The organism is Enterococcus sp. 3C7_DIV0644 (assembly GCF_002141235.1).
In the GTDB taxonomy this organism is placed as follows: Bacteria; Bacillota; Bacilli; order Lactobacillales; family Enterococcaceae; genus Enterococcus_D; species Enterococcus_D entomosocium.
On the sequence record NZ_NGLK01000001.1, the window covers coordinates 668,732 to 694,345 of the forward strand.

Annotated in this window: 21 protein-coding genes; 7 read left to right on the plus strand and 14 right to left on the minus strand. The window is 43.8% G+C overall.

From position 1 onward, the window contains the following. Positions 1-379: 379 nt before the first annotated feature. The 3 genes from A5877_RS03160 to A5877_RS03170 form a co-directional block, all read right to left on the minus strand. Complete coding sequence (locus A5877_RS03160) at positions 380-1,297, minus strand: cation diffusion facilitator family transporter (protein ID WP_086316361.1); 918 nt, start codon at positions 1,295-1,297, stop codon at positions 380-382. Between the two features lie 176 nt (positions 1,298-1,473). Next, entirely contained in the window at positions 1,474-2,601 is a 1,128-nt protein-coding gene (locus A5877_RS03165; protein ID WP_008378814.1) for an LCP family protein, read from the minus strand. Between the two features lie 193 nt (positions 2,602-2,794). Next, positions 2,795-3,259: a VOC family protein gene (locus tag A5877_RS03170; protein ID WP_086316362.1), complete on the minus strand. Its 465-nt coding sequence runs from the start codon at positions 3,257-3,259 to the stop codon at positions 2,795-2,797. 77 nt (positions 3,260-3,336) lie between these two features. On the opposite strand from A5877_RS03170, the gene A5877_RS03175 reads away from it, so the two are divergent. The 5 genes from A5877_RS03175 (at position 3,337) to A5877_RS03195 (ending at position 8,928) form a co-directional block, all read left to right on the plus strand. Further along, the gene (locus A5877_RS03175; RefSeq protein ID WP_086316363.1) at positions 3,337-4,269 is read left to right on the plus strand and encodes a YafY family protein; all 933 of its coding nucleotides are present in this window, start codon (positions 3,337-3,339) and stop codon (positions 4,267-4,269) included. Between the two features lie 73 nt (positions 4,270-4,342). Next, a complete protein-coding gene (locus A5877_RS03180) occupies positions 4,343-4,702 on the plus strand; it encodes a hypothetical protein (RefSeq protein WP_086316364.1) in 360 nt (119 codons plus the stop codon). A gap of 149 nt (positions 4,703-4,851) precedes the next feature. Next, complete coding sequence (locus A5877_RS03185; RefSeq protein WP_034878476.1) at positions 4,852-5,394, plus strand: GNAT family N-acetyltransferase; 543 nt, start codon at positions 4,852-4,854, stop codon at positions 5,392-5,394. A gap of 52 nt (positions 5,395-5,446) precedes the next feature. After that, positions 5,447-7,177, plus strand: coding sequence for an ABC transporter ATP-binding protein (locus tag A5877_RS03190; RefSeq protein WP_061054370.1), 1,731 nt, complete (start codon positions 5,447-5,449; stop codon positions 7,175-7,177). Further along, on the plus strand, positions 7,174-8,928 hold the full coding sequence (locus tag A5877_RS03195; protein WP_061054371.1) for an ABC transporter ATP-binding protein: 1,755 nt from the start codon (positions 7,174-7,176) through the stop codon (positions 8,926-8,928). The genes A5877_RS03190 and A5877_RS03195 overlap by 4 nt, the downstream gene beginning before the upstream one ends. A gap of 69 nt (positions 8,929-8,997) precedes the next feature. Here A5877_RS03195 and A5877_RS03200 read toward each other — a convergent pair whose 3' ends face one another. From A5877_RS03200 to A5877_RS03225, 6 genes are all read right to left on the minus strand, one after another. Then, positions 8,998-9,270 carry a GNAT family N-acetyltransferase gene (locus tag A5877_RS03200; protein ID WP_005234932.1) on the minus strand — a complete coding sequence of 91 codons (273 nt, stop codon included), beginning with the start codon at positions 9,268-9,270 and terminating at the stop codon, positions 8,998-9,000. Next, on the minus strand, positions 9,258-9,536 hold the full coding sequence (locus A5877_RS03205; RefSeq protein WP_008378829.1) for a (4Fe-4S)-binding protein: 279 nt from the start codon (positions 9,534-9,536) through the stop codon (positions 9,258-9,260). The genes A5877_RS03200 and A5877_RS03205 overlap by 13 nt, the downstream gene beginning before the upstream one ends. A 190-nt stretch (positions 9,537-9,726) precedes the next feature. Then, complete coding sequence (locus tag A5877_RS03210) at positions 9,727-11,919, minus strand: alpha-galactosidase (RefSeq protein ID WP_086316365.1); 2,193 nt, start codon at positions 11,917-11,919, stop codon at positions 9,727-9,729. 40 nt (positions 11,920-11,959) lie between these two features. Further along, positions 11,960-12,781 (minus strand): carbohydrate ABC transporter permease, encoded by an 822-nt coding sequence (locus A5877_RS03215; RefSeq protein WP_008378833.1) that lies wholly within the window; start codon positions 12,779-12,781, stop codon positions 11,960-11,962. Further along, entirely contained in the window at positions 12,778-13,653 is an 876-nt protein-coding gene (locus A5877_RS03220; RefSeq protein WP_005225588.1) for a carbohydrate ABC transporter permease, read from the minus strand. Before A5877_RS03220 ends, A5877_RS03215 begins: the two co-directional genes overlap by 4 nt. Before the next feature lie 61 nt (positions 13,654-13,714). Continuing rightward, positions 13,715-15,004 (minus strand): ABC transporter substrate-binding protein, encoded by a 1,290-nt coding sequence (locus A5877_RS03225; RefSeq protein WP_008378836.1) that lies wholly within the window; start codon positions 15,002-15,004, stop codon positions 13,715-13,717. Between the two features lie 168 nt (positions 15,005-15,172). Here A5877_RS03225 and A5877_RS03230 point away from each other — a divergent pair, with 168 nt between their 5' ends. Then, positions 15,173-16,696 (plus strand): response regulator, encoded by a 1,524-nt coding sequence (locus tag A5877_RS03230; protein WP_086316366.1) that lies wholly within the window; start codon positions 15,173-15,175, stop codon positions 16,694-16,696. Further along, positions 16,693-18,396, plus strand: a complete 1,704-nt coding sequence (locus A5877_RS03235) for a sensor histidine kinase (protein ID WP_086316367.1) — start codon at positions 16,693-16,695, stop codon at positions 18,394-18,396. Before A5877_RS03230 ends, A5877_RS03235 begins: the two co-directional genes overlap by 4 nt. 106 nt (positions 18,397-18,502) lie before the next feature. Here the strand turns inward: A5877_RS03235 and A5877_RS03240 are convergent, their stop codons facing one another. The 5 genes from A5877_RS03240 to A5877_RS03260 all read right to left on the minus strand — a co-directional run bounded on the left by A5877_RS03240 (position 18,503) and on the right by A5877_RS03260 (position 25,506). Further along, on the minus strand, positions 18,503-19,930 hold the full coding sequence (locus A5877_RS03240; protein WP_086296957.1) for a 6-phospho-beta-glucosidase: 1,428 nt from the start codon (positions 19,928-19,930) through the stop codon (positions 18,503-18,505). Between the two features lie 16 nt (positions 19,931-19,946). After that, on the minus strand, positions 19,947-21,818 hold the full coding sequence (locus A5877_RS03245) for a beta-glucoside-specific PTS transporter subunit IIABC (RefSeq protein WP_086316368.1): 1,872 nt from the start codon (positions 21,816-21,818) through the stop codon (positions 19,947-19,949). A gap of 116 nt (positions 21,819-21,934) precedes the next feature. Then, positions 21,935-22,771, minus strand: coding sequence for a BglG family transcription antiterminator LicT (gene licT, locus A5877_RS03250; RefSeq protein ID WP_005234912.1), 837 nt, complete (start codon positions 22,769-22,771; stop codon positions 21,935-21,937). Between the two features lie 228 nt (positions 22,772-22,999). Beyond that, positions 23,000-24,049, minus strand: a complete 1,050-nt coding sequence (locus A5877_RS03255; protein ID WP_005234911.1) for a hypothetical protein — start codon at positions 24,047-24,049, stop codon at positions 23,000-23,002. Positions 24,050-24,396: 347 nt separating this feature from the next. Then, positions 24,397-25,506, minus strand: a complete 1,110-nt coding sequence (locus A5877_RS03260; RefSeq protein ID WP_086316369.1) for an NADH-dependent flavin oxidoreductase — start codon at positions 25,504-25,506, stop codon at positions 24,397-24,399. Positions 25,507-25,614: the final 108 nt, after the last annotated feature.

Genomic DNA, 25,614 nt, shown 5'->3' on the forward strand with positions numbered 1-25,614 from the left:
TGACAGCGTGCCAGTAATGGCAAACAGGCATTCGTTTCGGCGTTTTCTTAATAACCTGAGCTTTCGCTATGTTGTGATTTACAATGTTACAACTCTAGCAAAAAAATAACTTTAAAAAGAGAACGCTCACTGTCCTTACTTTATTTTAACAAAAAAACACAAACTTTTGAACAAAAAAAATGTTTACTGCTAAAAAAATAGATAAATCGCTGCATCTTTCCGCTTACAATCTAATTCCTGATCGTCAAAAAAGCCTAAAGTTAAAACAAGCCATTGATCCTTTGTGTTCATTCAACACGAGCTCACCACTACCCAAAACAAGCATTCCTGGGTTGAATTGTGAATCACCAACCGAAGAATGCTTCGTATTTATTCTACTTTATGAGGGAACTTCCTCACTCTCGATATAGCAATAGACCCGCAGTTCAGGCAAAGCCTGTTTTATTTGCTGCTCAATGGTATCAATAAACGTGCTTGGTTCTTCATCCGGCGCTAGTTTCAAGCTAAGGTCGGCGACGATCAAAAGTTCCTCTGGGCTTAGATGGAGGGTTCGTAAATCTTTGATTTGAATGATGGCAGGGTTGGCTAAAATTTGTTTGATCGCCATTAAATCTGATGCGGATGCCCCTTCGCCAATCAAAAGGCTATAAAATTCTTTGGCTAAAAAGACAGCAGCAGCTATCAACAACAATCCACCTAAAATGCCCCCGAGGGAATCAAATACCGGATTGCCTGTCAAAGCAGTCAATGAGATTCCTGCGATGGCGATCGTCACACTACCTAAGGCAAACAAATTTTCCGTGAAGCCTAAAAGCAGATCGGAATCGCGGCTTTCTTTTAAGAAACGGACGAGGGGCTGGTTTTGCTTGTTTTGTTCTTTGACTTCTTGCCATCCCTCTTGTACAGCCGTCACTTCAATAAACAAACTGACAAATAAGATCGCTGCCACCAGCTGGAGCTGTTCCACTTCGTGGGTTGGGTCTAGTAGATCACGGCTGGCTTCAACAACCGCTAAAATCCCACCGCCTAAAAAAACTGTCATGGCAACTACGGTACTAAAAAAATAGGTCGCTCGTCCTTCACCAAACTGATGCAGTTCACTGCGTCCTCGCTGTGCTCGGTTTTCACCGATGGCTAGAAGTCCTTGATTGATGCAATCGATCATACTGTGAATACTTTCGTTCATTAAAACTGCACTGCCGCTAAGGAAGTACCCGATGGCTTTCATGAGCAACCCTAATACATGGGTCAACAAGACGATTCTTCGGGCTTTTTGTTCTTGCTGTTTTTCCATCATGGTTCCTCCCCCAGTGTATGACTTGCTGCAACAAGTTGTCTCTTTTCTTAAGAATAGCACTGCACTTCTGAGATGCAAACGAAAGCGGCTTGAGAGACTGAACTTGTTTTCAATCGATTTTTAAAGGTCTGAGGGTATAAAAAAAGTCAGGAATGTTCCTGACTTTTTTCTCTTGATTAGTAGCCGGTTCCGTCATCAACGACATCCGAGCCGTATCCGTCACCAGTTCCTGCACCTGTCTCGTTTCCAACACCGGTTTGTGTTTCTGTATTGGCATCTGCTTGCGAATCTGCTGGTGCTTGACCTAAGGCTTTCAGCATATCATTACGGATTTCATTGTAAGAATAGTCTTGAATATATACGATCGATTGTCCATCATAAGATTCCCCATCGTACCATTCAAAGGTATGTTTTTGAATATCGAACCCAGACAACATATTGCCCGCTAAAGATACTAAGTCTTCAAACTTAAAGTTTGTATTCACATCTTCGCTGACAGAATCTAAAATTTCTTGGTACTTGGTGACATTATTGATTTTCAAAGCTTGGTGGATCGCTGCTTCAATAACTTCTTGCTGACGGTTTCCTCGATCCACATCAGTATCCATTTTCCGGATACGGGCAAAAATCAAGGCTTGTTCACCGTTCAACAATTGACGTCCTTCTGGAATCAACGTTTCTCCCGTGTTGTCTGAAGTATATTTCTTGTTGATGTCGTAAGGCACATCAACAGTGATTCCGCCAATCGCATCGATTATTTTTTCAAAACTTGTAAAATTGATGTTTACGTAATAGTCAATTGGCAATTGCAGGTAGTTTTGGACTGTTTCAATCGTTGCGTCTTCCTCACCAATCGTGAATGCACTATTGATCTTGGCTGTAGTAGCAATTGTCCCAGTTCCTGTTCCATCATAAATATTGGTCCAAATATCTCTAGGGAGACTAACCATATCGATTTTCTTGTTTTCGCCATCATATACCATGTAAATCAAACTGTCGGTACGGGCACTGTCCAAATGTTCTGTCTTTTCACGTTCCGCGTCATTATCGACACCCATCAGCAAGATCCCAAACTTTGAATTAACATCAGAAGCTTTCAATGAGTTGTCTTCTTTACTTTTATTGGAACTGATTACAGCGGATTCTTTAAACATTTTATCCACTGAATTTTTTGCTGCATAATACGTATAGCCGGCAAATAAAACGATGCCTGCAATGGCGAAAAGAAAGATTCCTCCAATAATCACGCGTTTGTTGCGCGCTTTGTGGGCTCTTTGCTGTTTATATCTCGTCTTTCTATCCATAGTGCCTCCTTCATTTCTCCTGAATTGCTCTCCCCGATTGTACCAGAATTTTTGCGATCCGCCTATTTTTTTAAGAAGTTTTATTCTTTTTCTGTGAAGTCCTTTAAACATTCCTTAAAAATAATTCTGATGATGAAAGAAAGCTGGATAATTAGTCAACTTCTATGGATATTTTATTAAAAAACGATTTTTTTCATTCACCCTTTTTTGATGGATCAACTTCTTTTTCGACAGTAAGCTGAATAATTACACCAAATGGATCGCGAACACTTGCATAAAAAAACGCAAACGGATTTTCACTAGGTGCCTGGATCACCTGACTGCCCTTTTCCACTAGTCGTTGATAAAGCTTTTGAGCTGTTTTGGTGTCGTCTATCGTCAAACTCAAGGATAAGTGATTCCCTGCTTTAATGGGCTCCCCTTCGATCAATGGATTGTCAGCCAGCTGCAACTGGAAATCTCCGATTTGTAGGATGGAATGAGAAAGATACTGTTCTTGACCTGCAAGAATCTCCAGTGTTGGATCAAGTTTTTCTTGATATTCTTGGTTGGTGATGGCGAATAAGAGGGTCGCGTCTAATGTTTCCTGATAAAAGTGGATGGCTTCTTGGGCTTTGCCGTCTAAGGTTAAAAATAAAGCGATTTTTGGTTCGATCATTTGTTGGTTCCTCCTTTTCTTGTTACCATAAGTGTAACTGTGAATATTGCCAAAACTTGGCACCATTGGAGAAAGAAATGAAAAAATCAGAACGTTTAACTCAGGAGCTATTGTATTTACAAGGAAAAACCACTTTTCATCTAGCTGATTTGATGAAAACCTTTGCGATTTCAAAACGCACAGCCGTCCGCGATGTCCAATCGTTGGAAGAGCTGGGCTTGCCTCTCGTGGTAGAAACCGGTCGTTATGGCGGCTATCAGATCTTAAAAAATCAACTGACCCCCTTGTACTTTGACAAAAATGAACGTTATACCCTTTTCTTTGCTTTACAGCTCTTACAAAAATTATCCGATTCTCCTTTTGATCGGAGCTATCAAGGGCTGCGGCGAAAACTTTTGCAGTCTTTTTATCAAGGAGATACCGACTGGTTAGAAAAAATGGAGACGGCGGTTTCATTTCAAGGGGTGCCTCAATTGACGAGTGCACCGATCCTCTCAGCGCTTTTTTCAGCGATCGTACAAGAACAGGTCATCCAATTTACCTATCAGCGTTATCAAAAAACGAAAAAGACCGTACAACCCTATCAGCTGGATTTTCGTGCTGGTTACTGGTATTGTTTGGCCTTTGATTGTCAAAAGCAGGCCTTTCGCCGCTATCGCTGTGATGCAATTCAGGGACTTGCTCCGACTGAAAAAACAGGCTATACCTTGCAGCAGTTAGCTGAAAAACAGCTGCAGCAACAAGTGTTGACACAAACACTGGGCTATCACATCCGCTTTGATCTATCGGCAAAGGAACGCTTGTGGCAAGAAAAATATCCTGATATGGCAGTGGTGGAACGTCCTAGTGATCTTTGCTTAGAAGGACACATTGCCGACAATGAGCTTGATTTTCTAGCTGACTTTCTCTTGCAATTTGGGCCAACCATCAAAGAAATCGAACCGTTAGCCCTCAAACAGGCGTATACTGAAAAAGTTCGGCGGATGCTGCAGCCATTTACAACTGACTAAGCGTCTTCACGCTGTTCGATGATGGTTGACACTCTGCCTAAAACGATTCTTACTTATAAGGAGTTTTCTACCCATGTTTCTTTTAAATAAAAAAACCTTCCAAGCGTTGGCAGCCCCCTATTTGACGGAAGGAGCTGTGATCGGCTATGCAAAATGGCAGTCCTTCAATGCCATCACCAGCCGTACCCTGCTCGTCTTAGATGATCAGCAATTGACGATTTTGGCATTGAATCTTTTCTCGACAAAAGTCCTGCAGCACAAAATCGTGCCGCTTGCTGAGTTAACAAAAGAGCACAAAGATCCGGTGGTGGGCATGCTGGTTCCTATTCGTTTTATTTATAGAGGGGAAACCTACCGTTTTCAAATGCAGCGAGTGATCTTGCCTTTAGGCGATTGGCAAAAAACCTTTCTTGCCCGCTGGCAGGCGCGGTAAATGGGTAGCAACTGGCAAGTTCTAATTGTAAAAGAAAGAATTTTCATGAAATTTACACTCTTTTACAAGAAAGTTGTTGTATTTTTCTGATAATGTTTTCGGCTATTTCGTTCTATGGTAAGATGTCCCTAAAGAAATGGAGGCTGTCTATGGTATGTATGGAAAGTGAACGGTTAACGATCCGTCCGTTTCAAGAAAGTGATTTTGCCGATACCTTTGCTATTTATCAGCAAGCGGAAGTTTGCCGTTTCTTACTTCATGAGCCTTGGCAGACAGAAACGGCAGCGGCGTCTTTTGCCAAAAAATGTCAACAGCACACTTTGACGGACCAAGCAGGTCTTTCTTTGGCGGTACTACACGATCAAACGGTCATCGGCGATTTGTCGGTGTGGTCTACTGGTCAGCCGTCTTCCGTTGAAATCGGCTATGCCTTCCATCCGTCATTTGGCGGACAAGGGTTTGCTCAAGAAGCCTTGAAAGAGTTGTTGGACTGGTTGTTTGCCAGTCAGAAGATCCATCGGGTCCAAGCGACGCTAGATGCCCGCAATCAGGCCTCAGCCAAGCTTTGCCAACGGATTGGATTGCGCCAAGAAGCACATTTTATCCAAGACTGGTGGAACAAGGGGGAATGGACCGATAGTTTGGTTTTTGCCTGTTTAGTCAGTGAACATCTTGCTGAAGTTCACTCATAAGCTCATGAGGATGAACAAGTCCGCTCATCCGCAATAATTTAGGAGGTTTTTTATGATAAGCTTGTTACGCTACGCCAAGGATTATCGCAAACAGATTATTCTTGGTCCGTTTTTCAAATTTTTAGAAGCGGTGTTTGAATTGGTCCTGCCTTTACAGATGGCCGCTTTAGTCGATGAGGGGCTACGGCAAAACAATTGGTCGAAAGTCGTTGAAATGACGATCTGGATGATCGTGATGTCCGTGGTAGGCATGATCTGTGCCGTCATCTGTCAGTATTATGCTTCCGTCGCTTCTCAAGGATTCGGGACAGAATTACGCAATCGCTTGATGAAAAAAATCAACACCCTTTCCCATAGCGAACTGAACTTATTCGGTACTGATACGTTGATTACTCGAATGACCAACGACATCAATCAGATGCAGATTGCTTTGGCGATGCTGATTCGGCTGGTTGTCCGGGCGCCCTTCTTAAGTATCGGTTCTGTGATTATGGCCTTTGTCATTGATTGGCAAGCTGGCTTGATTTTCCTACTCGTTTTACCGCTCTTTTGTATCGTCTTATTCTGGATCATCGCCAAAACCGTGCCATTGTATAAGAAAGTTCAAGTCCATTTAGATGAGTTGAATGAGCTAGTTAGTCAAAATTTAAGCGGGATTCGGGTGATTCGTGCCTTTGCCCGCACAAAAACGGAAACGAAACGCTTTGATAAGGCAACTGATGATTTAAGTGAGGTCTATTTACGGGTCACAAATCTCTCTGCCTTATTGACGCCTGCCACCACCTTGATCATGAATGTCGGCATTATCGCGTTGTTTTATATCGGTGGATTCAAGGTCAATATTGGCAATTTGCAGCAAGGACAAGTATTGGCACTGGTCAATTACATGAATCAAATGCTCTTAGCGTTGATCGTGGTTTCCAACTTAGTGATCATCTTTACCCGTGCGGCAGCATCTGGTTCACGGATTAACGAAGTGTTAGCCACTGAGCCGTCGATCGGCGACGAGCTTTCAGAAGTCTTTATGGATCAGCCGAAAAACAACGTCGGAGCGATTCGCTTTGAGCACGTTGATTTCCGCTTTTCAAAAGAATACGGATTAGCCTTGAAAAACATTGATTTCCAAGTCGCGCCGGGGTCTATTTTAGGTATCACTGGACCAACCGGGAGTGGGAAATCTGCCTTGACCCAATTGATCCCCCGCTTCTACGATGTGGCAGATGGCAAAGTGATCGTTGACGGACACGATGTGCGGAAATGGCCTTTACAGCAATTACGCCAAAAAATCGCCATGGTGCCTCAAACCGCCGTGCTGTTTACGGGAACGATTCGAGAAAACTTGCAATGGGGCAAAAAAGAGGCCACCGATGAAGAGTGTTGGCGAGCACTCGAAATCGCTCAAAGCCGCGACTTCGTTGAAGCCTTGCCGCAGCAACTGGATACCCCGATTTTTGAAGGGGGCAAGAACTTTTCTGGGGGACAAAAACAACGGTTAACGATTGCCAGAGCATTGATCGCTAAACCAGATATCTTGATTTTGGATGATTCTCTAAGTGCCCTTGACTATCAAACCGATCTTGATTTGCGGATGGCTTTAAAAGAAAGCATTCGTGGCACGGTCATCATTATCTCTCAACGGGTTCGCTCCATTCAAGATGCGCAGCAGATCTTAGTCTTAGACCAAGGGAATTTGGTAGGCAAAGGGACCCATGAAGAGCTGTTGGCATCTTCAAAAGAATACCAAGAAATCGTCGCATCACAGGCAGAGGAGGAAGAAGCATGAAAAAGAAATCATTCGATTGGTCGGCCTTTCGTCGCTACCTCCCTTATTTGACTGCCTATGCGAAGGAAACTTGGGCAGCAGTTGTCCTCGGGATTGCTGCTGGCGTCTCCTCGGTTTATATGACGTATCAGATTGGTCAAGCCGTCGATCAGCTGATAGGTGCTGATCAAGTGCAATTTAGCACTCTCTATCGTATTTTGCTTCTGTTTGCCGGAGTGGTTTTAGTGACTGTGGTCAGTCAATGGTTGATCCAGCGACTGGGTAACCGCGTGGCGTATTTATCTGTCGCCGATTTGCGCAAAAAAGGTTTTGCGCATCTCAATACATTGCCTTTGCGCTATTATGACCAAAACTCCCACGGCAACATCGTCAGTCGTTTTACCAATGACATGGATAATATTTCCATTGCCGTCGCTGCAGTCTTCAACCAGCTGTTTTCTGGTATTTCGGTCGTCTTGATCGCCTTAGTCGTCATGCTGCAAATGAGTGTGCCCTTAACGTTGGTCGTATTGGTTTCGACCCCGATCATCTTTTTGGTCAACTGGATCGTGGCACGAACGTCACAATCGCATTTTGCTCGGCAACAAGAAATCGTCGGCGAAATTTCTGGCTTTGTTACGGAAATGATCGGCAATCAAAAAATCGTCAAAGCCTTTGATCGAGAAACCATCAACCAAAACCGTTTTGAAACGATCAACCAAGAATTGAATGTCCGGGGGCAAAAGGCACAGTTTTCTTCTTCTTTGACCAATCCCCTTTCACGATTCGTCGATCATTTGGCGTATCTGTCAGTCGGCTTTGTCGGCGGTCTGCTTTACTTTTCTGGTTCAGGTGCTGTCACGGTTGGGATGATTTCCAGCTTTACGATCTACTCCAGTCAGTTTTCGAAACCATTCATTGAATTGTCAGGAATTACGACCCAGATCCAAACGGCATTGGCTGGACTTTCAAGAACCTTTGAGCTGTTGGATCAAGAGCCAGAAACAGCCGATGATCAAGAATCTCAATCACTGGGAGAGATCAAAGGCGAGATTGCCTTTGAGGAGGTGTCTTTTGCTTATGATCCTGGTCAAAAATTGATCGAAGATTTCACTTTTACTGCAAAACCTGGAGAAACCGTCGCAATCGTCGGAAAAACCGGTGCCGGTAAATCGACGTTGGTCAATTTGTTGATGCGTTTCTATGATGTCGATAAAGGCGCGATCAAGATCGATGGCACCGATATTCGTCAGTTGAAACGAGAAGAATTACGGCAAAGCTTCGGAATGGTCTTGCAAGATACATGGCTCTTTGATGCCTCTTTACGAGAAAACTTGCAATACGGAAATGACACTGCCACAGATGAAGAAATCTATGATGCCCTAAAGCATGCCTATATGTATGAATATGTGATGCGCTTACCAGAAACACTAGATACACCGATCGGTCATCAAGGCATCAAGATCTCTGACGGACAACGACAGCTATTGACGATTGCCCGCACGATGATCAGTAACCCACCAATGCTGATTTTGGATGAAGCAACCAGTTCGGTTGATACTCTGACTGAGAAAAAAATCCAAGATGCCTTTTTGAAAATGATGGAAGGCAAAACCAGCTTTGTGATCGCCCATCGGTTATCAACGATTCGAGCAGCAGACAAGATCCTTGTAATGGATGCCGGTCAAATCGTGGAGCAAGGAACCCATGAAGAATTACTGGCAGAACAAGGCTATTACTATCGCCTGTACCATGCTCAATTCCAACATTGATCAGTCATACAACAACCCCCACCACCTCAAAGAGAGACTCTTGAGTTGGCGGGGGTTGTTTTGGTTGATTTATTGGTTCCAAACATCGGCATATTCTGGTTTGCGTTCAAATTCTTTTTTGGCAAAGGGACACAAAGGAATGATTTTCTTTTGTTCTTTGCGGGCTTTTTCCACCCCTTTTGCCACTAATTTTTCGGCGAGTCCTTGTCCCCGATAAGCAGGATCGACAAAGGTATGATCAATGATCATACGCGTTTCACCGGCTTTTGACCACGTCATTTCACCAATTTCTTTGTCACCGTCTTTTAACACAAATCGAGCATTTTCTTCTAAGATTTCCATGATTGTTCCTCCTTTAACACATACTTTAATGCACCGCTTGGACAGGTATGGATCACTTGTGCCGCTTGGGCTGCTTCCCCATTATCAGGAATCACCCAGGGACGCCGTCCAACTTCAAAAATGGCGGGATTGCCCCGCACACAATTACCGCTGTGGGTGCAGATCTCTTTGTTGTAATAAATATCGATCGCTTCACCACGATACTTCCGATATCCTGCAGCAATCAACCCTTCTTCTGTTTCATTCGCTAGTGGCTGTTCGTCCATGTTGAACACCCTCCTCTTACTGATTGTCAGAAGCAAACTGCCTGCCTCCTCCTTCATCATACGACTTCTCGAGAAAAAAATAAATCATTTGTTCTAAAATAGCCTCTCAGTTGCCGATCATTAGCCAAAAGCTTGCGGCAGCACAATAAAGCGTTCCGTCAAAACAGCATGTTTTGACGGAACGCTTTTTTCATTCGTGGGGCACTTTTGCAACAAAATGAAACCGCTGCGTGGCGTAATCCCCTGCTAAATGAGGATCGATATATAACCCGAGTTGCATCAATTCATCGCCACCGAAGTTCTCTCCCCCACTTTGATAGGTGAGGTCAGGATCAAGACCAGCCAGCTTTAAAGTAACCAATGGTGCAGAGGCTTCGGCTAAGACTCGGAAGTAAAAGACGATCGCTTCTTTTTTATCTGGAGAAACATACAGCCAGGCGGCGTCATTGCCTTCATAAGGGCTGAGCAGTCGAACAAAGCGGCCCAACTGCAGCAGGCGCCGATGTTTTTTATAAAAAGTGATTTGTTCTTTGATTTGCGCTTTTTCTTCTTCTGTCAGCTGTGTTAAGTCAAGCTCATAGCCCAGCAAGCCAGACATCGCAGCATTGCCGCGAATCGCTAGATCCGTTGCCCGTTGGGTCTGATGGTTCGGGATCGCCGAGACATGTGCCCCCATGGTGGATGGCGGATAGGCCAGACTGGTTCCGTACTGGATCTTCAAGCGGGCGATGGCGTCGGTGTTGTCACTGGTCCAAATCTGCGGCATATAATACAAGAAACCGGCATCAAAGCGCCCGCCACCGCCAGAACAGCCTTCAAACAGGATCGTCGGATAGGCAGTGGTCAGTTTCTCTAGGAACTCATACAAGCCCAGCAGATAGCGATGCGCGACCTCCCCTTGCTGGGCAGGATCGAGGAGCAAGGAATAGACATCCGACAGACTGCGGTTCATGTCCCATTTGATATAGTCGATGGCAACCGTATCAAACAGTTGGGTTAACTGCTGATAGAGATGGTCTCTGACATCTTGTCGAGAAAAGTCCAACACATACTGACTGCGGCTAAGCGCTGGCTTGCGATTTGGTACTTGTAACAGCCAATCGGGGTGTTGTCGGTTCAGTTCACTGTCACCCGAAACCATTTCTGGTTCCAGCCAAAGCCCGAATTGCAGCCCTTTGTCATGGACTTTTTGGGCAAATCCTGCCAAGCCAGAAGCTAGCTTGCCTTCGTTTTCAAACCAATCGCCTAATGAGGTTTGGTCATCTTCTCGCTGACCAAACCAGCCGTCATCCAAAACAAACAGTTCAATTCCCAGCTCCTTCGCTTCATCAACGAGGGCATCCAGTTTTTCTTCATTGAAATCAAAGTACGTTGCTTCCCAGTTATTGATCAGGATCGGCCGTTCTTGCTTTTTGTATTTGCCCCGAATCAAATGCTCATCATAAAAGTCATGATAGGTGGCTGACAGCTGGTTCAAGCCAGCCTCACTATAAGCAATCACGGCTTCTGGGGCTTGAAAGCTTTCAGTTGGCGGCAATTGCCAGGCAAATTGATGGCTGTTGATCCCCATTATCACACGAGTCTGATGGTAAGGATCTTTTTCGATGATAATTTCATGGTTGCCACTATACAGCAAACTAAAACCAAAACACTCCCCAGCAAACTCCGTAGCATTAGGTTCCAGTATGACGGCAAAGGGATTTTGCTGATGGCTACTGGAACCACGCTTGCTGTCCAAACGCTTGATGCCGCGATTGATTGGTTCTCGGGTGACTTGGCGTTCTTTCGCCCATGCCCCCGGCAAGTGGATCAAATCAAAGGGACGGTTAGGAAAATCGAGCGCTTGACTCGCCAGCTGCTCGATCGTAACAGGTTGGATTCCGTGGTTGATTATTTTACTTGAGCGGACGATCACTGCCGCATCCTCGAAAAGCGTGTAAAACAGCTGCAGTTCGAGTCCCGCCACATCATCTTTTAAGGACAGAATCAGTGTTTCGATCCCGTCGTCGGCACCATGTGTCTGAGGCAATCCTGCTAGGGCGGGTTTGCCTTGTTGAATCTGGTAATCACTAAAGACAAAATGGCTGACTCGGCTACCGTTAGACTGGCGAATCCTATAAGCTGCTTCTCGAAAATCTCCGAAGCCGTTGCCAGGAAATTCCATCATCAAGGTGTCTAATGAGAAAAGCCGGTCGCTGCTGTCTGGGGGATTGGGCGAAAAGGACCGATCAAGACGTGGATAACGATAGCCGCCAGAATAATGAGCGATTTTTTTTCCAAAATAAAGGTGTGCCACATTGCCCCCTTCTTCTATTTGTATGAGATAGCTGATTTGATCGTTGCTTAAATGAAAGACGTTTAATTGTTTGTCAAAAAGAATCATATCGTACCCTCTACTTTATAATTGTTCGCTGATGCCCCGCTTATTTCACGGATCCCAGCATACCTTGGACAAATTGTTTTTGTAAAACGAAGAAAATGATGGCCGTTGGCAGTGTGGCGATCACAATGCCGCACATCATCATGCCATAATCAGGTGTATAAGAAGCACCCATAGCCGAAAGAACCAGTGGAACGGTCCGTTTGTCTGGTGATTGCAAGGCAACTAATGGCCACAAATAATTGTTCCAGCTGCCCATAAACGTAATGATCGCGGCAGCTGCATAAGTATTTTTAGCCGTCGGCATGTAGACTCTAAAGAAAATACTCAGTTCATTCAAGCCATCGATCCGAGCAGCTTCGACTAATTCTCTAGGGAATGCCTTGATGTTTTGGCGGAAAAAGAAAATCAAAAAGGCGGTACAGACCGAGGGCAAAATCACGACAGCGAAGGTATTGATCCCGATTGGTGTGCCGCTAAGCTTGCTGAACATCCGATATAACGGGATCATTAGAGCGGCAAAAGGTACCATCATCGACAGCAATAGAATATTAAAGATACGGTCTTTGGTTTTCGTCCGATAGATCTCAAAGCCATACCCTGCCATGGAGGAGAACAACAGTGCAAAGAAGGTCGTAATCACGGCAATCACCGCTGAGTTTCCTAATGCCCGAGTAAAATTCAAATCGGAAGAAAAAAGATTTTGGAAGTTGATGACCAACTGATCCCCAATCATGATTTTCCCGGCAACGATATCAAAGGTTTGATTGGTCATCCCTAGGATCATCCAAACAAATGGAAAAATAGAGATGAAAGCCAAAATCGCAAGAAAGACGTATTTTAAAGTGAGTGAGATTGTTTTCAATTTTCTTTTCCTCCTATTTTCGTTTGGATGATCGATAAAATCACGATTGCAATCACGATAACAAAGGAGACCGCAGCGGCATACCCAAAGTTTGGCGTGAATTTGTAACTTAAATTGTAGATGTATTGTGACAAGGTCGTCGTAGCATTGGCTGGTCCACCGCCAGTAATATTTTGAACTTCATCGAATAATTGCAGCGTACCGATCGTTGAAGTGATCGTGGTAAATAGGATGATTGGACGCAAGTTGGGAATCGTGATTTTGAAGAATTGATCCCATTTTGAAGCGCCATCGATCTCTGCCGCTTCATAAATACTTGGATCGATATTCTGCATGCCAGAGATGAAAAAGATCATATTGTAGCCGGTCCAACGCCACGTGATGGCAAAAATAATCAGTACTTTTGCCCAAAAAGGATCTGTCAACCATTGGATCGGCGCATCGATCAGATGTAGCTGCGTCAAAAAGTTATTGACTAACCCGTTTGCCGAAAAGAGACTTTTCATGATCAAGGAATAAGAAACCAAGGATGTGATACATGGTAAAAACAAGGCGGTGCGGAACAGCCCTTTAAATTTCAATTTTTTGTCATTCAATATGTTCGATACGATCAGCGCCAAAAAGAGCATGATCGGAACTTGGACTAATAAGTATAAAAACGTATTGCCAAAGGCTTTTTTAAAGGTTGAGTCGCTCAACATCCGCTGATAGTTGCCAAGACCGTTAAAGGTCATCGCTGTCGGTGGTCCTGATTGGAATGACGTGAACAATGCCGAGACCATCGGGATAAAGACCAGCATCGTGATCAAAATGACGGGTAAGGTAATAAAGGCATTGCCGTTTGCAAACCAATTTTTTGTTTTGTTTTTCATTGTAATTCCCCCTTAACACAGAAACTCGCGATCGCTCACGAGTTTCTGCAAAGTTGTTCGATTAGTTTGCAATTTGTGCTTCCACTTGTGATTGTGCTTCTTCTAATACTTTATCGATGTCTTCACCGTTGATCACTCGTTGCAAGCTTTCAGTCAAGACGGATTCAATGGCATAGGTGTGATTGCCGTAGTTCACGGCTGGAATTTCTTGTGACCATTGTGAGAAATCTTGGAAGACTTTTTGACCGCCATAGAAATCAAGACCCGACGTATATTCTTCCGTTTCTTCTGCAGCATTCATGGTTGAAACTAAACCGATCTCGGTAGCTAATGTACCCATCAATTCTTTGTTTGAAGCAAAGGTATTGGCTAAAAAGTCTTTGGCATTTTCTTCGCCGTCAACCCCTTTGATCACGTACCAGCCTGCTCCGCCGATGCTGGAAGCATTGACTGAATTGCTATCGCCAGCGATGGATGGGATCGGAGCGATCGCCCATTTGCCGCTTTGATCTTCAGCGCCTTGAATTGTGCTAGAATACCACGCACCGGTTGGCGCAGACGCAACATTCCCCGATTGAACGGCATTGACCCCGCCATCCCAATCGGAAACTTGTTCAACTAAGCCTTCATTCAACAATGTTGCCAAGACATTTAGACCGGCTTTGAAGGATTCATTGTCTTTGATGGTCACGGTGGAGCCATCTTCACCGGTATACCATTCGCCTGCAGATTGCATAATGATTCGTGCCAAGCCAAGATCGCTTGGGTCTAACGACATCATAGCGTGACCCGTTTTTTCTTTGACATCTTTGGCAATGCTGATAAAATCATCCCAGGTAATATCTTGGAGATCCGCTTGCTCATAGCCTGCATCGGTCAAATAATCTGTGCGGTAAAATAGTCCTGCGACGCCACTGTCAAATGGCACCCCATAAATGACATCGTCGACTTTATTGACCGCAAATTTATAGCTGGAGAAATCCTCCTCATTCACGATATCCGTTAGATCACTAAACGCATCTGGATAAGAAGAAAGGTACCCTTGGATTCGGTAGTCTTCGATCAAGACGATATTTGGCAGTCCGTCCGTATTTCCTGATGCCAGACTAGTATTTAATTTTTGGACGATATCATCTTGCGACATCGTCACAACTTCCACATCGACATCTTGATTTTCATACACTTTTTTGGCTTCATTGACTGCCTTGATGTTGAAGGTCTCATCCCATGCCCAGACCGTGACTTTGTTTGAGGACTCGCCGGAATCCCCAGAGCTTGTGTTGCTGTTTCCGCAAGCCGCCAAAGTCAGCACTGCAGCCGCCGTTACCATCGATGCAAGTAGTTTTTTCATTTTTATCCCTCTTTCCTTTTATTTACAAGGCTAACTATACACTGATTTTGTAACCGTATTCAACGATTATGAAAGAGCTTACTAAATTTGTCCAAAAATAGAAAAAAGTTACAATACCTTTCTTTTTTGAAAGCGTTTATAATAAAGAAGAGATATAGGGGGGATACCATGACTATTTTACGCACGGTCTTAGTCGTTGATGATGAGGCAACGATCCGAGATGGATTGAAACATATGATACGTTGGGAGCAAGAAGGGTTCCGTCTCTTAGGCGATGCAGCGAACGGGCAAGAAGCATTGGCGCTGATCCATGAACTGAATCCCGACATCGTGATCACGGATTTGAAAATGCCACAAATGGACGGTCTTCAACTCACAACGATCATTCAACAACAATATCCAGAAGTCCATTTTTTGGTCTTGAGCAGCTACGATGATTTCCAATACGTCAGTCAGTCTTTTAGAAATGGTGCCGTAGATTATCTTTTAAAACCGACACTGACACCGACACTCTTGTTGAAGACGCTGCACAACATCTCACAAAAGCTGTCACATACGAAAGGCTCCGTGACTGAGGAGACGCAGCTGCAAGAATCGTTGAATCGCTATTTAGCAGGGTATGAAGAACCGTTGGCTCCTTTGGCGGACTACCTTGCATTAGATCAGTCGCAACAGCAAGCCCGAATTTTGACCACCAATTTTAGTGGCTTTCGTGCCAATGATCAGCTGCTGCATGCATTAACGGAATTTACTCAATCACAACCGCAGGTAAAGACGCTCTTTTTTCAAACCAGTAACAAAGATGCCGGCTTAGTGATCAGTTATCCAGAAGGAACGGATGTTTATTCCTCTTTGAAAGAAACGTTGGAACAATTGCGTTTTACCGAGCCAGACGCCTTCTTTACTCTCAGTGTGCCCTTTCAAAAGATTGAACAGTTGCGGGACCATTTTGTGACCCTCAAAGCCAAAAGCCAAGGACAATCGTTTTTTTATAAACGTCAACGGTTGGTGCCAGAACACGAACTCTTTTTGTACATTGAAAGTGATCGCTTTGATACGAAGAAGTTCTTACGGGCTTTGTTAGACAACAACTTTTTATTAGGAATCACCAGAATTGAGGAATATTTTAATGACATGATCTTATCCAATGTCGATCCGACATTTTTAAAACAGCAGGCCAGCAGTATTTTTTACACGTTACTGTCCCGCTTGGAAGAAGAATTTCCCACTGCTCCACGCTTTAGCCGCTTAAAAGCCGAATTTTTGCATGCCATCGGTCACGTGCAGTATTTGGAAGATTTTTCTGATTTGTTGTTGGCGACCATTGATGATATTCGTCAACAGCTGACGACCTTATCACCGCTGGATGAAGATGATCTACTCGTTGCGATCCAGCGCTTCATTCAAGACAACTACACTAAAAGTCTGTCTTTGTCTGAACTGGCTGAAACCTTTCATTTTAGTTACACCTATCTTTCGGCTTTTCTTTCTGCGAAACTGAAAATGAGCTTTTCTGAGTATGTAAAGAAAACCCGCTTGGATAAAGCCAAAGAACTACTGACACAATCTGATCTGAATCTATCTGAAATCAGTGAAGCGGTCGGGTATTCGGATATCAGCTATTTTTCTCGTATCTTTAAGAAAGAATGTCAGGTCACTCCATCGAAGTATCGGCGGTTGAATCAATTATGAAAATCAACCAATGGATTCAGAAAAATGAATTATTCAGTCGGATCTTCCTCTTTGTTGTCGTCGGGGTCATTAGTGTTTGTCTGCTAACCGTCGTCGTGATCTATGGTCGCTCGAAAGATGCCTATGTTGCTTCGTACCAGAGTTCCAATCAGCTGCTACTGGAAAAAATCCAAGAAGATTATGAGCGTCTGAACGAGAATATCCATCGAATTTTTGATATCGTCGATGAAAGCAAAGCCGTTGAAACATACTTAGAAGGCGACATGAATCAAGGCCGTACGATTTTAGAATTAAACGAGCAATTAAAAGACACGCGCTCTTTGTTTCAAGACATCCCCTCGAATTTGGTGTTGATTGGGGTCAACGGGGGCACTTTCTTTCAAAACGATGCGGTTCGCAATCAATCAGTAGATGATTTTCTCGCCAGTGCCTTTATCCAGCAGATCAATGACAATGACGCCATCAGTCAATATTATTTCTTGGACCAAGGCTTAAGTACCTCCACCAGCGACTCCCCTGGCTTGATGTACGTGCGCAAATTAATGAAAGAAGAAACGATTTTCGGCTATGCCCTGATTTTCTTAAAAGAATCCGATTTTTCTTCGATCTATCGTCAACTCTTAGATACCAGTCTCCACTCGATCTATATCGTCAATGAACAAAATCAAATTCTTTCCACTTCTGATCCGAGCCTTTTAGGCCAGCCGTTTGAAGATCGCCTCGTCACGGTCAAAAGAGATACTAGCATCAATCAGCTGCCCCTTTATTCGTATCACTTTACTTTTTACGATGTCTTGGATGAATCGCATCTGGTACGCAATATGAATCTGATCAAGCCAGCTCTTTTGATTTCTGTCGTCAGTATTTTACTCTTTAGTCTGCTGGCATTTTGGATCATCCGCAACATCACCCAACCGATTTATCAGCTGATTGCCAAGCTGCCGGCGGTCACTCAAGGCGATTTCAGCGACAAGGTCACCATCAACGGGACGTATGAAACGCGAGAATTGGGGCGTGCCTATAACTTGATGCTGGAGGACTTGGAATCTTATGTCGATCATTTAATGGTCACAGAAGCCGAAAAACGCAAGTTCGAGATTCGTTCACTGCAAATGCAGATCCAACCGCATTTTGTCTACAACACCTTGACCGCTATCAAGTTTTTAATCTGGCAAAACGAACAAGAGGCCGCCACCCAAGCGATTGAAAGTTTTGTCCAATTGTTGCGGCATACCTTTAACCGCAAAGAGATCGTCCCTTTAAAAGATGAACTAGCGATCGTGGAAGAATACCTCGTTTTAATGAACGTGCGTTATGGCAATCGCATCCAATCGACGATTTTTTCAGAAGATGGCTGTGAAAATATTCTCGTACCGAAAATGATTTTGCAACCGATTATCGAAAATGCCTACCTGCATGCCTTTCCCGAAGAGGATTCAGGATTGATCCAGATTTTTTCTCGTGTCAGTAAGGAAGGCCTGAAAATTGAGATCATCGATACGGGCATCGGGTTCAATGAAGAGCACCCAACCAGCTCCGCGAACCACTTTGAACACTATTCGGGTATTGGCTTAGACAATATTGATCAGCGTATCAAGCTGCTCTATGGGGAAAAATACGGATTGACTGTAGAATCACGCATCAACGAAGGAACCACCGTTCGCTTGCTGCTGCCGATCCAGCGGGAGGAAGCAGAATAATTTCTTTCGTTAAATAAGAAAAACGCCAACAGAACCAGGCTGCTTCCATGAGCAGTTCTGTTCCGCTGGCGTTTCTTTCCTTAATGATAATCGTTAGTTAACTGGCTTAAGCCAAGTCTTCCCCATTTGAGGCAATCACTTTTTTGTACCAATAAAAGGATTGCTTTTTGCTGCGGGCTAATGTGCCATTGCCTTCATTGTCGCGATCGACATAGATATAGCCATAGCGTTTCTTCATTTCTCCGGTTCCTGCAGAAACCAAATCGATACAGCCCCATGAAGTATAGCCCAACAGTTCCACACCGTCTTGGTCAATCGCTTCTTTCATCGCAGCGATATGCGCACGTAGATAGTCGATGCGATACACATCATTGATTTTTCCATCTTCGTTTGGCGTATCCACCGCTCCTAGACCGTTTTCGACGATGAAAAGCGGCTTTTGGTAACGATCATAGAGATCATTCATCGTGATTCGCAAACCAAGCGGATCAATCTGCCAGCCCCATTCTGACGCTTCTAAATACGGGTTTTTAATGGTCGGGAACAAGTTGCCTTCCGTTTTCTCAACACCGGAATCTTCTGAAGCAGCAACCCGAGAGGCATAGTATGAAAAGGAAATAAAATCGACGGTATGGGCTTTTAATAAAGCCGCATCTTCGGCGGTTCGTTCCAAAGTGATTCCTTTATCAGCTAGCATCTTCAAACCATAATTTGGATATTCTCCTCGCGATTGCACATCGATAAAGAAATAGTTGCCGCGATCGCTTTTTTTGCTTTCCCAGACATCTTTCGGATTGCAGCTGTAAGGATAATAACTAGCCGCAGCCAGCATACAGCCAACTTTATTTTCTGGATCGATCTCGTGGGCGATTTTTGTTGCCAACGCACTTGCGACTAATTCATGATGAGCAGCTTGGTATTTAATTTGTTCTTCATTTTCGCCTTCAGCAAAGGTCAGCCCAGCACCGAGAAATGGGGCATGCAAAATCATATTAATTTCGTTAAAGGTCAGCCAGTACTTCACCAATCCTTTGTATCGAGTGAAGATCGCTCGACAAAGGTTTTCATAAAAGGTGATCATCTTACGGTTGCGCCAACCGCCATATTCTTTGATCAAATGGATCGGACAGTCAAAATGAGTGATCGTCACCAAGGGTTCGATTTGGTATTTACGGCACTCTAAAAAAAGTTCTTCATAAAAGCGCAAGCCTTCTTCATTAGGGGTTTCTTCATCCCCCTTCGGAAAAATTCTTGACCAAGCAATCGATAAACGATAGGTTTTAAAGCCCATCTCCGCAAACAAGGCGATATCTTCTTTGAAATGATGGTACATATCGATCGCTTCTTTGGCTGGATAGAAATACCCTTCTTCAAAAGCAAGCATCTCACGCTTGCCGGTAATAACTGCTCGGCGGTCCTTGCCAGTCGGAATTACATCGACATTGGCAAGCCCACGCCCGCCTTGATTAAACCCGCCTTCACATTGATTGGCGGCTGTTGCACCGCCCCATAAAAAGTTTTCTGGAAATCCCATGTCTTATTCTCCTTTTTTAGCCGATCACTTTGATGATTTGATCGCCAAACGTAATCGGGCCACTGTTAGCCGTCAAAATGTCCCCCACTTCAGTACTGTTGGTGATAACGATCGGCGTGATTACTGGATAGCCTTTTTCTTTAATAAATTCAATATCAAACGTAATCAATGGATCCCCGACTGTCACTTTTTGCCCTTTTTCTACTTGATAGGCATAGCCTTCACCATTTAATTGCACTGTATCGATCCCCACGTGGATCAATAGTTCAATGCCTTCCTCACTGGTCAAGCCAATAGCATGTTTTGAATCAAAGACTGCTGTGACAGTCCCGTTTACTGGAGTTAGCACTTCTCCGACGGTTGGCTCAATCGCTACCCCTTGGCCAAGAATCTCTTCCGAAAACATGCCGTCATTGACTGCTTGCAAGCTTTTTAGTTCCCCTTTTAAAGGTGCTTTGATCTCTGCGCCGCTGATTTGATGTGCGGGTTCTTGCGCTTTGTCTGTCGGTGTTGCTTCAGGTGCTTCTTCTGTGACAGGGTCTTTGTATAAGAATAATGTCGCAATAAATGTGATCACGATACTGATTGCCGCACCGATACAAGCATTGGTCAAATGACGTAAGGTGTCATCGCCGATATAGCTTGGCAAAGTCAACAGTCCTGGTGATCCGCCTGAGAAATTGCGGACACGCATGATTCCCATAAATAGACCACCAAATCCGCCACCGATCATTGCTGCATACAAGGGTGTTTTAAACCGCAAATTGACCCCATACAACGCCGGTTCAGTAATGCCGAATAGCCCAGTCAGACCAGCAGAAAATGCCAGTTGTTTGATCGTAGAATCTTTTGATTTAAAACCAACGCCGATAGCTGCAGCTCCCTGACTGACGTTTGAAGCCAGCATGCCAGGGTAGATCACTGTGTCATAACCTGTGGTCATCCGGTTGTTGATACCGATAGGAACCAATCCATAGTGGGTACCAGTTGCCACGAACAATGGTGTGAAGGCGCCAATCAGTAATGGAACGATCCATGGGCTAACCGTTTCTAAGGCTTGGATCCCTGTAGAGATCGCTTCACTGATCATGTAGCCTAGAGGGCCTAAAGCAACTAATGCTACTGTCCCTACGACGAAGATCGTTAGCAACGGTTTGCTGAAGAATTTGATTGCTTTTGGCGAGACTTTATCGGCGATCGGTTCAACGTAAGACATAAACCAAACACTCAAGATGATTGGGATAACCGATGATGAATAACTCACTGGTGAAATCGGCAAGCCGAATAATTGGATGCCGCCGCCTGCCTCATTGACTGCTGTCACCATCGCGATAAAGTTCGGATGGAGTAAAATCCCCCCTACCATCATAGCTAAATACATATTGGCTTTGAATTTTTGTGCAGAAGAAGCAGCCAGCAAAATCGGCAAGAAGTAGAACGCCGCATCCGCCATAAAGTTTAATATTTGGTAACTTTGACTCTCTGCCGTCAAGACATTGAAGACCACTAGCAATGAAAGAACCGCTTTTAGCATCCCAGCTGCCGTGATGGCTGGTAATATTGGAGTGAAGATCCCGGTGATCGTATCGATGACTTTCGCAACACGTCCGCGATCGTCTTCTGCTGTTTCTTGGTCACTGTTTAAATTGGTTTGGGCAGTGATTTCGTTGTAGACATTGCCAACATCACTGCCGATGATTACTTGGTATTGCCCACCTTTATTGACCACACCCATGATCCCTGGTGTATGTTTTAAAGTACTTTCTTGGGGTTTGCTATCATCTTTCAAGTTGAAGCGCAAGCGTGTCGCACAATGGGTCAAGCTTTGGATATTTTCTTCCCCACCAACATTGGTGATGATCGTTTTTGCTAACTCTTTGTAATTCATGTCGTTCCTCCTATTTTGGTCTTTCGCTTGTTTTTTGTGTGTCAAACCATAAAAAAATACCTAAACAAACCCCTTGGGAGTTCATTTAGGTATAGCCTGCCAATCCAGTAACAATCCTAAGCACTTGTTATTCGTTTGATGTGTATAGTTAAATAGATCAATTCGTCTTCTTCTAACGGTCTACCGAATTCTTTGTTGATGTAGTCACTGATTTTCAACGCACACGCATATTCCTTCATGTAGCGGTCTTTCAACATAAAAATAAAACTGCCGGTTCCTGCATCATCGAGCTTTGTACCGCTGAATAAGCGCTGGACAAAAAATTTCAAATGGGTCACAAAGCGCTCGTAGTTCAATGAATACTCATCAAGCTCCATTGAAAAATGATATTTGACGATGTTTAGGATATGCTGAATGATCTTCGCCATTTCCGATACTTGACTGACCTGCGCCATATCCAACTCAGCATTGACGATGTGCAGAGCAATGAAGCCGGCTTCATCTTCCGGCAGCTCGATCGCCAAGCGATTTTTAATGATCGATAACGCTTCTTTGCCAATGAGGTATTCATGGTTATAAAACCGCTTGATCTCCCATAGCAAGGCATTTTTGATTTCCATGCCGTTTTGATAGCGCTCGATAGCATAATTGATATGATCGGTCAGCGTCAGAAACAATTTTTCGCTCAACTTTTTCCCAAGGGAAACTTTTGCAAAACTGATGATCTCATTCGCTGCTTGAATATGTTCGATAGGGATAGAAGAAAGTAATTGGGTTAGTTTTGTGACATTCCACTCTTGTGTACTGAGATAGACTTTTTCAATCTTGGTATCGTCGATCGCATCGCCCGGCTTTTTCTTAAAGCCTAAGCCTTTGCCCATGACGACCAATTCTTGTTTTTCCTCATTCTCAGAAATCACAATGTTGTTATTGATCACTTTTGTTACGTTCATTTTAACGACCCTATTCTTCTTTAGATTTCTTCACACAAAAAAATAGGTATAGCCCGCCTAAAGCGGTAACAATCCTCAGAGCCAGTGTAGCATGAGAAAAATCACTCGTCAATGGGGATTTTCAACCGCTTGTTTAAAAGCAGAAAACAGCGCTGCTGCCATTTGAATCTTTGGCAGAACGCTGTTCACTGGTTTATAAATCACTAGCTCTCTTGATGAGAGGTAAAATTAGATACGGTTTTCGTGGTCAGCAGTTTTAACTAAGTTTGCTCCCACCATACCACCGATTGACGTAAGAGCGAGTCCTAAGACCATTGCCACAAAGCCCCAAATAGACGCTTTGGCTGTTGCATCACTTGCTTCTTCCGCTTTTTGACGAGCGTCTTCCACTGCTTGGTCAATGTCTTGTTTGGCTTGTTCAAGATTTTGTTGTGCATTTTCGATTTGTTTTTGTGCTTCATCAGAAGCATCTTGTAAGCCGTTCACGATATTGTTCGTTGCTTCTTCCGCTTCTTGTTGGCTTAGATCTGTGTTTTGAGCCACTGCATTTGAGATTGCTTCTTTATCGACTGAATCACCGATCGTTGTAGCACGATCTTGTAATTTGCTTGCTAAATCATCAATGATTTTATCAGCATCATTTGGATTGGTTGCAATGTCTTTGCCGGCATCTTTGATGTCGTTCGTCGCATCAGACAATTGATTTTGCAAGTAGTCTGGTTGCAATTCAGGAACATCGGTATCTTGTAAAACATCATTGACATTCGCTTGTAATTCATCTGTATTGACGTCTTCCATGTTTCCTGTTATTTCATCGAAGGCTTTTGAAGCGACATCGCCAGCACCTGAGGCAACTGTTTCAACGCCACTGCCAACAGCAGAAGCAACGTTTCCTAAAAGTGAACCGACTACAGAAAATGCACCGATCGTTAAGTAAGAGAGCATAACCATCATCACGATCATACTAGTTGCCCATGTTAAGAAACCATGAACCAATCCAACACGTCGAGCCGCCACACCTGAAACAAAACCAGCACCGAATAATGCCAAGACAAAGGTAATGACTGTCCAAATCAATAATCCTGTACCCACACCATCTAATGGATTATTTGATGTTGGTTCCACCAAACCAAAACCGATTGCTGAGCCGATCATTGACAGTGTCATGAACAATGCGATAAATGTTACGACCCCTGCAAAGATAGAACCCCAAGACAAATTATAGCCTGCCTCCCGCTCATCTGAACCTAAATAATTTCTGAATCCTTTTTTCATCATTACATCCCCTTTTTGTTTTTTTAACCTGTATTCAGTCTAACAACTGATTGTTTTTTTATCAATCAACTCGACTTGCGCTATCTTTTTGTAAGAAAAATGAATGATTCTGAATTGTTTGACTATTTATTAAAATAAAACAAAAATTCATTCGTGTATTTTAACTAAAAAAATCTTTCCACGCTCTTTCTTCCGATTACAGGCTTGTTTCTCAAATTCTTCTCTTGATTCGCTATTTTGAAGCTAACAAGGTTTCATTAGAGAAAAAAACAGCTTTTCTCAACGTGACCCAAATGAGTGGCAATCGCGAAAAACCACCTTTGCCCAAGGCAAAGGTGGTTGTCTGCTTATTATTCTTCATTTAGTCGATCTGGCATCATGTTTTCCATAAAACCCCAAACGCCATTTTGTAATACGAGTTCCTCACGTTCGTAAGTAGAAACCGTGGTGCGGATCAACTCATCTTGACCGTCTAAGACTTTTTGTCCCCAATGAGGATCGATCAATAATGCCCGCCCCACTGCAACAAAATCTGCATGTTCTAGCAAGCCCGCGGCATCTTTCGACGTTCGGACATCCCCTACACCAATCAAAGGAACCCGCTGAGCGATTTTTTCATAGACATACATCAACATCGATTTTTCTTGATACGCTTTTGAAATCGATTTACGGGTATAATCTGCAAGAGAAATGTGCAGATAGTCTAATCCTTTTTCTGCCAGTTGGTCCACTAAGAACAACGTATCTTCAAAGCGAATCCCTGGTTCTTCGAATTCTTCCGGTGAAAACCGATAACCGACGATAAACTCCTTCACACCTGATTGGTCTACTGTTTCCAATACTTCATCGACGAGCTTCTCAATAAAACGATAACGGTTCTCTAGTGAGCCACCCCATTCATCGGATCGACGATTTGAGTGAGGAGAAAAGAATTGTTGGATCAAATACGTATTGGCTCCGTGGAGTTCTACGCCATCAAACCCCGCCTTGATCGCCCGTTCGGTAGCTTTTTTAAAGTTTTCAATAATCGCTAATATCTCATCCACCGTAACTTCTCGGGGAACTTGGGCATTTGGTCGTTCAGCTGCAACCGCGCTGGCGGATATGGGTTGTGTGCCTCGTAGAACTGAGTCATCCGTCATCCGACCGGCATGAAAAATCTGTAAAATGGCTTTGGTCCCATTTGTTTTGATGGTGCTGGCTAATTTGCTTAATCCAGGTAAAAAGGCATCGTCATAAGCGCCTAATTCCCCTTCCCAGCCCTTGCCATCTTCTTGGACATTGGCTGCCGCTGTGATGACTGCTCCGACTTCCCCAGAGCGTAAGCCATAGTAAGCCAACTCATCTTTCGTAATCACCCCATCAAAGAAGGACATCTTGGTCGTCATTGGTGCCATAATGATTCGATTTTTCAACTGTAATCCGCGCTTAAATGTTGCTTTGTCTGTTACATTTCGCATGGGTTTCCCACCTTTTCCATTGGATTCATTTCGGTTTGTAAATCTGACTGGCTTGGTTACCTAAGGAGATCCTTAAAGCAAATCGGTGCATTTTTTTCTCTTTTGCCA